Genomic DNA, 8,806 nt, shown 5'->3' with positions numbered 1-8,806 from the left:
CGGCCGGCCGCCCCGGACGGGCCGCCCGCCGCCCACCCGGGCGTCGTCGTCGAGCGGCGGCTGCGCGCCCTGTGGGCCGAGGAGTTCGGCGTCACGGCCGACGCCCTGGCGTCCGACGCCTCCTTCTTCGACCTCGGCGGCCACTCGATCACCGCGATGCGCCTGGTCAACCGGGTCCGGGAGGAGTTCGGCACCGAGTACCCGATGCTGGGCTTCTACCAGGAGCCCACCCTGCGGGCCATGACGGACCACCTCGCGGGAGCGGTGGAGGAACCCCCGGAGCAGGCCGGGCCCGGCACGGTCGAGCACATCGCGCCCGCCACCGCGCAGCAGGCCCGCTTCGCCACCGTCCACGCCGCGCACCGCCTCCCCGAGGTCTTCAACGTGGCCCTGCGGATCACCCTGGGCGGCGACCTGGACGCGGCCGCGTTGCGCACGGCGCTGACCACGCTGGTCGAGCGGCACGAGGGGCTGCGCACCCGGCTGGCCCGCGCCGGGGACGGCTGGGAGCAGCACGTCCTGCGCCCCGGCCCGGTCCCTCTTCCGGTCGAGGACCTGACCGCGCTCGCCGACCGGGAGCGGGCGGCGGCCCTGGACCGGGCCGCCGCCGAGGCCGCCGGGACCCCGCTCGATCCCACGGGCGGGCCGCCGATGGCGCTGCGCCTGCTGCGCACCGGCCCCAGCACCTGGGTCCTGCTGCTGGTCCTGCACCACTCCGCCTGCGACGGCTGGTCGGTCGGCCTGCTGCTGAAGGAACTGGCCGCGCTCTACGGCACGGCCGCGGCGGGAGTCCCGCACGGCCTGCCGCCGGTGGGCTGCCAGCCCGCCGCCTACGCCCGCTGGCAGCGGGAGCAGGCCGACGAGGCGGCGGACGAGCGCAAGGTGCGGTTCTGGCTGGACCGGCTCGACGGGGTGCCCTTCACCGTCGGCCTCCCGCTGGACCGGCCCCGGCCCGACACCCCCAGCGGCCGCGGCGGGACCGTGCTGTTCACCGTGCCGCCCGAACTGCGGGCCGCCGTCGAGCGCCTGGCGAGGGTGCGCGGCACCACGCCGTTCGCGGTCACCGCCGCGGCCCTCGGCCGGCTCCTCGCGCGCGCCTGTGGCCGGCCCGACGTCGTGTTCAACATCTCCTACGCCAACCGGGAGCGCCGCGCCTTCGAATCACTGCTGGCCTGCACGGTCACCGGCTTCGCGCTGCCGGTGCGGGACGCTGCCGAAGGCTCCTTCGCCGCGCTGACGGACCGCGTCGCCCGTACCGCCGCGGAGTGCATGGACCACGCCCTGCCCGTCCGCCGCATCGCCCCCGCGATGCTGGAGCGCAGGGGCGTGGTGGTCCCGGACCGGCTGGACGTCGGCTTCGCGTACCAGAGTTCGCTGGAGGCGGAGGTCGCGCTGCCCGGCCTGACCACCGCCGTCGAGGACCTCGCGCCCGCCGCGGCCCGCGCGGAACTCACCTTCGGGCTCGTGCCGGCCGGCGGCGGACTGAGCGGCTTCGCCGAGTACTCGGCCGACCTGTGGGACCGCCCCACGGTGGAGGGCTGGGCACGCGACTACGTGACCCTCCTGCGTACGGAGGTCACCGCCGCCCTGGAAGGCTGACCGCCCGCCCGTGACGCCGGCCCGCCCCGGCGTCACGGGCCCCGGCTCAGGCGGCACTGCTGCCGTGCGGCAGCCGGCGCCGGCACGTCGCCTCGTGCGCCCGCCCCAGACTGGTCCACCAGCGCTCGCAGCAGGCCGAGTCGAGTTCCGCGCGCACGATCGCGTCCGTGGCGTCACCGCGGCGCACGGACCGGGTGACCAGTTCCACGATCAGCCGGCGCTGCTCACCGATCACGGTCTCCCGCACCACGGCGATCACCGGCACCAGGCCGGCGGCGGCGAACAGGCTGGCGGCCCACAGGGGGCCGTGGCGGAGTTGCAGGACCGAGACCCAGGCGAGTCCCGCGCTCGTGGCGGCGTGGAGCAGGCACAACAGGCGGCTGGAGCGGTTCATGGGCGTACACCGTCCGTGCGGAGGGGCGATTCACGGTGTCCAACTGCTCACGGGCCGTTCGGAGTCGGGTGATTCATCCCACCGTGACCGAGGCGGCGGGCGCCGCGGTCCGCGCGGAAGGCCGAGCGGCGGGCGTACACGAACCGCTCATGCCCGCCCACCCGTTCCGCCACCGGGGCCCGCTGCCCCCGCGGCTCGTCCACCCGTCCACCCGTCCCCCCGTCCACCCGTCCACCCGTCCACCCGTCCACCCGCGCAAACGGACATAGCACTGGTTCGTCGCCCGTCAAGCGCTCTGGCAGAATTCGTACTTCAGTGTGCGTCGGCGCCTACACTCCACAGCCGTGCCCAAATGCACACAGGGGCCACGACAGGAAGGCGCTACGAGGGTGTTCCAGGATTCCCCCATTTACGACCGGCTGGTCGCCGAGCGCGGCGACATCCCCACCCAGGTCCGCAGGGAGGCCGAACGCGTCAGCAGGGAAGTCGAGTTCGCGATGCAGCCGCTGCTGTCCACCGGACCCGCCCCGGCCCCGGTACGGCCCGTGCCGCAGGGCTCGGTCTGGCAGCGCGGCGCCCTGCCGCCGGGCTCGCAGGGCATCTGAGCCCTCTCACGGCGCCGCCGCGTCCGCCCCGCCGCCCGCCGCGCCCACCCCGGGCGCCGGCCGCGCCAGCCACTCGGCGATGACCCGGGAGATCGGCTGGCCCGTCTCCACCTCGATGAACCCGAACTGCCCCGACTGGTTGCACTCCAGGAACCACCACATGCCGTCCGCGTCCTCGGCGAAGTCGAAGGCCCCGTAGGACAGTTCGGCCTCCCGCAGATAGGCGTGCACCCCCTCGGCGACCGGCGGCGGGACCTCGACCGGGCACCACGGGGCGTCGGACGCGGTGAACCGGACGTCCACCTCGCCGTCCGGCTCGCTCGTCTTGCGGGCGGCGAGCAGCCGGTCGCCCACCGCGGTGAGCCGGATGTCGGCCCGCTTGGCGATCCGCCGCTGCAGCAGCGTGGGGCCGAACGCCACCGCGGAGAAGTCGGCGTCCGGGGGGACCCTGCTGGTCGGCACCGCCCGCGGCGGGTCCTGGGGATGGGTGCCGGAGACCGGCTTGACCACCAGGTCCGGATGGCGCACGGCGAACGCGCGGGCCGCCTGCGGGAACGTCGTGATCAGCGTGGCCGGCACCGGCAGCCCGCACCGCTGGGCCACCCGCAGCTGCCAGGGCTTGTACCGGGCCCGCCGGGCGGCGTCCGGATGGTTCATCCAGCGCGCGTCGCAGCCGCGCAGCATCCCGTACAGCGCCTGCTCCGCCTCCTCCGCCAGCCACGCCGAGGGCGCGGCCGCGCGCGCCGCCGCGGTCCCCGGCCTGCGCGTCCAGATCGAGCGCAGCCCGTTCACGCTCACCAGCCGTCCCCCGGAGGACAGCCGGCCGTGGAACGAGCCGTGCGCGTACTCGCCCGACAGCGCGGCCCCGCCGGTCAGATCGGCGGGGTCCAGCCGGACCACCGGGACCGCGGCGTCGTTCAGGTGGACGACCACCATGTCCGCCGTCACGTCCGCTTCGCTGGTCAGAATCAAAACGGTCATCTGGGGCGGCCTGTGTTCAGTCGTCGAAGTGAGTCTTCGATCCCGCCGTGGAGGTGGTGGTCCCCAACTCCCGCAACAGCGCGCGGTCGCAGGCGGCTATCCGCCCGTCACGCAGCACGTTCAACTGCAGACCGGAGTCGTAGGCGTACGCAGCGGTGACCTCCGACTCCGCTGCCGGCCGTGCGTAGTTGAGCGCGAACGGTTGCATCGTCTCTCCCTCACAGGTGCTGCTCCGATCGAGCCGGTCCCCGGCCGCGTCCCGCTGCGCGCCGACGCACTTCGGTTTCCACTTACTTATACGAATCGAACGGGTGGTTGGTTTCCTTACTTTCCGTGACCGACGGCGTCCGGCGGTTCCGCCTGGGGAGAACGGCGCAGGCTGCGCAGTGCCAGCAAGAGCACGCCGATGTCGTCCAGATACACCGGATCGGGCATCAGATCGGTGGGCAGCACGAAGTACAGGACGGCGCCCCAGAACACCCACGGTGATCCGGTCGGCAGCCCGGCGCGGCGCAGCAGACGCCGCGTCCGCACCAGGCGCGCGAGCACCCCCACGGCCACGGCGAGCACCACCGCCGCCGCCACGGCGACAGCGACGACGATCCATGTGGTGGTCGAGTCCACGGACCCTCCTCCCGGCGGCGGCGGGCGCCGCACGCACCGCAGGTCGGATTCCCCCTCACGCCGCGCCCATTGCATGACGACCGTCACCCGGCCGCATCACGTCACCCGTCAGGACCCAGGACGCGGGATCGGCCCGTTCACCTGTCCGGCGGGGCGCGCGATCCGTCCCCCTCGTCCCGCGCCGCGCCGCCGTGCGCCCGCCCGGCGCGGTACGGGCCCGCCGGGCGACGTGCGCAGCCGCCCTACGGCGCCTGGCGGTCCGGGGCCGCGGTCCGCCGCGCGGCGCTCGCGTCCGTGACCGCGTCCGTGTGCGGCTCCCGGCTGCCGGGGACGTCCTTGCGGGGGCGGGCCGACGCCTTCAGGCGCTCGAAGGTCCGGGTGAACTGCTGGAGCGGGGAGGGGGCCGGTGCGCCGGACGGCCGTTCGGTGAGGGTGTCCGCGGACTCCCGGAAGGCGGCCAGCGCCGCGTGCGCCTGCTCGGCCGCCTCCCGGTACAGGTCGCGGGAGTTCGTCATGGCCTCCAGCGCCTCCGCGTACATCGCCACGAGCCCCCGCTCGCGCTCCAGTTCCTCCCGCAGCGTCAGCAGCCGCCACTCCTCGCGCAGCGCCGTGAGGGCCTCCCCGGCGCCGTCCGGGAGCGGGCGGGCGAGCGCGGCGTAGCGGGTGACGGCGTGGATCAGTTCGGCGGGCTCGGTGCCGTCGAGGAAGACGCTGCGGACGGAGAAGTCCTCCGCGTCGTAGCCGGACGGCGCCGGGGTGCCCGGCAGCACCACGGCACCGCCGCGCGGCACTTCCACGCCGGACTCGCGCAGCGCCCAGTTCACCACGCGCAGCTGGCCGGGCGCGGCGCGGTGCTCCACCACCCGGTGCCGCAGGCCGGGCGGCACCTTGGCGGCCAGGGGGTCGCGGCCCGCGCGGCCGGTGGTCATCGCCTCGTGGACGACGACGTGGACGCTCCAGCCGTCGCGCACGGCGTCCCGCAGCACCCGGCGTACGGCCTTGTCGTCCTCGGGCAGGGCGTTGACGTCCGCCAGGCGGAGTCCGGTGGCCACGTCGCGGGCCCAGTCCGCCTCGTCCCGCGCCGGCCAGAACAGGCTGGCAGGGGAGGGCCAGCGCGGGTCCCAGGGGGCCTCGGCCTCGGCGACCAGGGTCCAGTCCTGGGCGCTTCCCGTGTCGTGCTCGACCGTCAGCCGGGCGCGGACGGTGACGGTGCCGGCGACCCGCCAGCGGGCTTCGAAGGTCCAGTGCTGGGCGTCCTCGCCGCGGGGCAGTTCGAGGAAGTCGTCCAGGGCCCCGTCGTCCTTGTGCCGCCGCAGGCCGCGCCGGAGCACGTCCTGCGCGGCGGGACCGGTGTGGCGGCCGCGGGCCGACCACACCGTGGGAGGAGTCGTGGGGCGGGGGCTGGCAGAGCTGGGCATGAGTCCATCTGTGGGTGGGGGCACGGGCTTGTACCAGTATGGTCGCCGACGGGAGAAACAAACCTCCGGGGGGTCCACACGGGGTGTGCGCGCCGCGCACCGGCCGTGCCCCGTTCACCCGTGGCCCGTGCCGTGCCCGGTCATGACAATGACTCGGTGAGCGGGACCCGCCCGTCATCCGCCCTGGGGCGGGTCCCGCTCATGACCCGGCGCGGCTCAGCCGTGGTACGTGATGTATCCGTTGCCGTCCCGGTCGCTGCCGCTCTTGGTGTACGCGTGCGAGTCCGCCCCGGCGCCCGACGGCTTGATGAGGTAGATCGAGTCCTTGTCGTTGTTCCACAGGAAGTTGCAGTTGTCGCGGTAGACGACGTTGCGGGCGTCGGAGTCGGTGCCGTTGCCGCCCCGCAGCTTCACGGAGTCGCCCGGCTGGAGGTAGTGGTCGGCGGTGAACCTGAAGCGGTTGCCTGCCTTGTCCTTGACCACGTAGCCCTTGAGGTTGACGGTGGCCGTCCGCGAGTAGTTCTCGATCGTGAGGTATTCCTCGTCGGTGTTGCCGCCGTCGCAGCGGTTGGAGTCGCGGCCCGGCGCGTCGTACTGGATGCCCCGGATCTTCAGCGCCGAGCTGTACTCGGCGGCCTGGGCAGGCGCGGTCGAGAGCGCGGCGAGTGTGCCGGCTGCGACGGCGGTGGTGACGCCAAGGCGTATGCGCATGGGAAAGATCCCCCTGTGTGGAACTTGTGTGAAGATCTGGATTTTAAGCAGCGGTTCCCGCCGCTGTACCGACTTCACGGAAACGCGGGACACGGGGGCATCGGTGCGGGTATCGCCGCGCGGCCCGCCACGACGCGCGGGAGGGCCCGGGGTGTGTCCCCCGGGCCCTCCCGCCGCAGTGGCCTGATCCCTAGGCGCCGCTCTCGCGGAGCATGTCCTCGCGCTCGACGAGCTTCACGCGCTCGCGGCCCTGCGGCTCGCCCAGCGCCTTCTCGGCGGCGTCCAGCCTGTACCAGCCCTCCCAGGTCGTGAAGCGGACCCCGCGCTCGGCGAGGAACGCGTCCACGGCCTGCGGCTCGGGCGCCGCGGGCGTCTGCAGGCGGCCGCCCGCGAAGTCGGCCAGCAGGTTCGCGACCGTCTCGTTGGCGTCGCCCTTGGTGTGACCGATCAGACCCACCGGCCCGCGCCGGATCCAGCCGGTGACGTACGTCGACGTCAGGTGCTCGCCGGACTCCTGGAGGACGCGGCCGCCCTCGTCCGGGACCGTGCCGGAGTCGATGTCCCAGGGCAGCTTCGGCAGCTTGTCGGAGAGGTAGCCGACCGCGCGGTAGACCGCGGTGACGTCCCAGTCCTTGAACTCGCCGGTGCCCCTGACGTTGCCGGTGCCGTCCAGGGCGGTGCGCTCGGTGCGCAGGCCCACCACCCTGCCGTCCTCGCCGAGGATCTCGTCGGGCGACTCGAAGAAGTGCAGGAACAGCTTGTGGGGGCGCTCGCCGACGTCGCGGATCGCCCAGTTCTCCAGGGTCTTGGCGACCATGTCGGCCTGCTTGTTGCCGCGCCGGGTCGCGATCGAGCCCGCGTCGTAGTCGATGTCCTCGGGGTCGACGACGACCTCGATGGTGGGGGAGTGGTCCAGCTCCCGCAGCTCCATCGGGGAGAACTTCGCCTGCGCCGGGCCCCGGCGGCCGAACACGTGGATCTCCACGGCCTTGTTGGCCTTCAGCCCCTCGTGGACGTTGGGCGGGATCTCGGTCGGCAGCAGCTCCTCGGCCGTCTTGGCGAGGATGCGGGCCACGTCCAGCGCGACGTTGCCGACGCCGAGGACGGCGACCTTCTCCGCCTCCAGGGGCCAGGTGCGCGGGACGTCCGGGTGGCCGTCGTACCAGGACACGAAGTCCGCCGCGCCGTAGGAACCGTCCAGCTCGATGCCCGGGACGGCGAGCGCCCGGTCCGCGGTCGCGCCGGTCGAGAAGATCACGGCGTCGTAGAAGGCCCGCAGGTCGTCCAGGCTGATGTCGCCCGGGTAGTCGACGTTGCCGAAGAGCCGGATCTGCGGCTTGTCCAGCACCTGGTGCAGGGCGGTGACGATGCCCTTGATGCGGGGGTGGTCGGGGGCCACGCCGTAGCGGATCAGCCCGAAGGGCGCGGGCATGCGCTCGAACAGGTCGATGGACACACCGGGTTCGGCGGCCACGTCGGACTTGAGCAACGCGTCGGCGGCGTAGATCCCGGCGGGGCCGGCTCCGACGATGGCTACCCGCAGGGGGCGGGGCATGATCAGGTTCCCTTCGAGAGGCGATGGATCGACTCGACGGGAAGCCTAAACTAAGGCAAGCCTAACCCGGTACGCGGGTCCGGCCTATGAGCTCATAAATCGATTCTATGGGCAATCGGGCGGGTTCCGGACCGCCGTACCGTGGAGGGGGCGGGACGGGGGTCCGGAGTCCGGGTCAGCCGATGCGGAAGCTGTCGCCGTAGACCTTCCACGCCAGCGGCGTGTTCAGGTCGAGGTTGCCGTCGCGCAGGAAGACCCGCTGGGCGGTGTCGACCCTGCTGGTGTCGCTGTGCGCCTCCTCCTGCTGCATGGCCCACACCCGCGCGTCCAGGAACGCGTTGAGGTAGATCGCCTCGTCGCCGCCCTGGGCGGGCGGCCTGGCGCTGTTCAGGGCCCGCGCGCGGATGCTGCGGAAGCTGGTCGGGTCGCCGCCGTCGCCGTGCATGACGATGGCGTCGTAGTAGGCGAACTGACCGAGGACGCGCAGTCCGTCCGTCCTGCCCTGGCGCACGGCCGGGTTGAAGTAGACCCGGTCGCGCTCGTCGTCCTGGGCCTGGCGGAACGCCTGGTCCTGGGCGGCGCGGGCCCAGTCGCGGGGGTAGTCCGGGTCGAGCCCGGCGTGCGAGGCGGTGCCGTCGACGCGCCGCAGCGCGGGCAGGTACCCGGACAGCACGTTGCCGGGGCGGCGGCTCGTGTACAGCTCCACCAGGTCCAGCATGTCGCCGGTGCCGGAGCAGAAGCCGATGATGCCGGCCGTGTAGCCGCGGCCGTCGCCTATGTCCTCGATGTACTTGTACTGCGCCTTCCAGTCGAGCGAGGAGTTCTCCGCGCTCGACACCAGCTGCATGGCGATCTCCTTCTTCGCCGGGTCGTCGAGGCCCGCCGCGGCGCGCGGCGCGGCGGCGGGCGGCGCGGCGGC

The 8,806-nt window shown here is 73.6% G+C and carries 10 protein-coding genes; 2 read left to right on the top strand and 8 right to left on the bottom strand.

Translation table 11 applies throughout. The features are described 5' to 3' along the window. A partial coding sequence (locus tag SZN_RS32815) for a condensation domain-containing protein (RefSeq protein ID WP_007503579.1) occupies positions 1 to 1,599 on the top strand: 1,599 nt, incomplete at its 5' end. A 46-nt stretch (positions 1,600 to 1,645) separates the two neighbouring features. On the opposite strand, the gene SZN_RS32810 is transcribed toward SZN_RS32815, so the two are convergent. Then, positions 1,646 to 1,993 (bottom strand): hypothetical protein, encoded by a 348-nt coding sequence (locus SZN_RS32810; protein WP_007503578.1) that lies wholly within the window; start codon positions 1,991 to 1,993, stop codon positions 1,646 to 1,648. Between the two features lie 389 nt (positions 1,994 to 2,382). Between SZN_RS32810 and SZN_RS32805 the strand changes: the two genes are divergently transcribed. Further along, on the top strand, positions 2,383 to 2,598 hold the full coding sequence (locus SZN_RS32805) for a hypothetical protein (protein WP_007503577.1): 216 nt from the start codon (positions 2,383 to 2,385) through the stop codon (positions 2,596 to 2,598). 6 nt (positions 2,599 to 2,604) lie between these two features. Here the strand turns inward: SZN_RS32805 and tgmB are convergent, their stop codons facing one another. The 7 genes from tgmB to SZN_RS32770 form a co-directional block, all read right to left on the bottom strand. Beyond that, entirely contained in the window at positions 2,605 to 3,579 is a 975-nt protein-coding gene (gene tgmB / locus SZN_RS32800) for an ATP-grasp ribosomal peptide maturase (protein WP_043734290.1), read from the bottom strand. A gap of 16 nt (positions 3,580 to 3,595) precedes the next feature. Then, positions 3,596 to 3,787 (bottom strand): putative ATP-grasp-modified RiPP, encoded by a 192-nt coding sequence (tgmA, locus tag SZN_RS32795; protein WP_007503575.1) that lies wholly within the window; start codon positions 3,785 to 3,787, stop codon positions 3,596 to 3,598. Between the two features lie 116 nt (positions 3,788 to 3,903). Further along, positions 3,904 to 4,203: a DUF1232 domain-containing protein gene (locus tag SZN_RS32790; protein ID WP_007503574.1), complete on the bottom strand. Its 300-nt coding sequence runs from the start codon at positions 4,201 to 4,203 to the stop codon at positions 3,904 to 3,906. 242 nt (positions 4,204 to 4,445) lie between these two features. Then, complete coding sequence (locus SZN_RS32785) at positions 4,446 to 5,621, bottom strand: hypothetical protein (RefSeq protein ID WP_078509055.1); 1,176 nt, start codon at positions 5,619 to 5,621, stop codon at positions 4,446 to 4,448. Between the two features lie 216 nt (positions 5,622 to 5,837). Then, on the bottom strand, positions 5,838 to 6,332 hold the full coding sequence (locus SZN_RS32780) for a lamin tail domain-containing protein (RefSeq protein WP_007503572.1): 495 nt from the start codon (positions 6,330 to 6,332) through the stop codon (positions 5,838 to 5,840). Between the two features lie 190 nt (positions 6,333 to 6,522). Beyond that, entirely contained in the window at positions 6,523 to 7,887 is a 1,365-nt protein-coding gene (locus SZN_RS32775) for an FAD-dependent oxidoreductase (RefSeq protein WP_007503571.1), read from the bottom strand. A 175-nt stretch (positions 7,888 to 8,062) separates the two neighbouring features. Then, positions 8,063 to 8,806, bottom strand: a 744-nt coding sequence (locus SZN_RS32770) for a chitosanase (RefSeq protein ID WP_007503570.1), incomplete at its 5' end; no start/stop codon positions are given.

Source organism: Streptomyces zinciresistens K42 (assembly GCF_000225525.1).
Classification (GTDB): Bacteria; Actinomycetota; Actinomycetes; order Streptomycetales; family Streptomycetaceae; genus Streptomyces; species Streptomyces zinciresistens.
The sequence above is the reverse complement of the archived record's forward strand: the minus strand, read 5'-3'. Positions and strand labels throughout refer to the sequence as shown.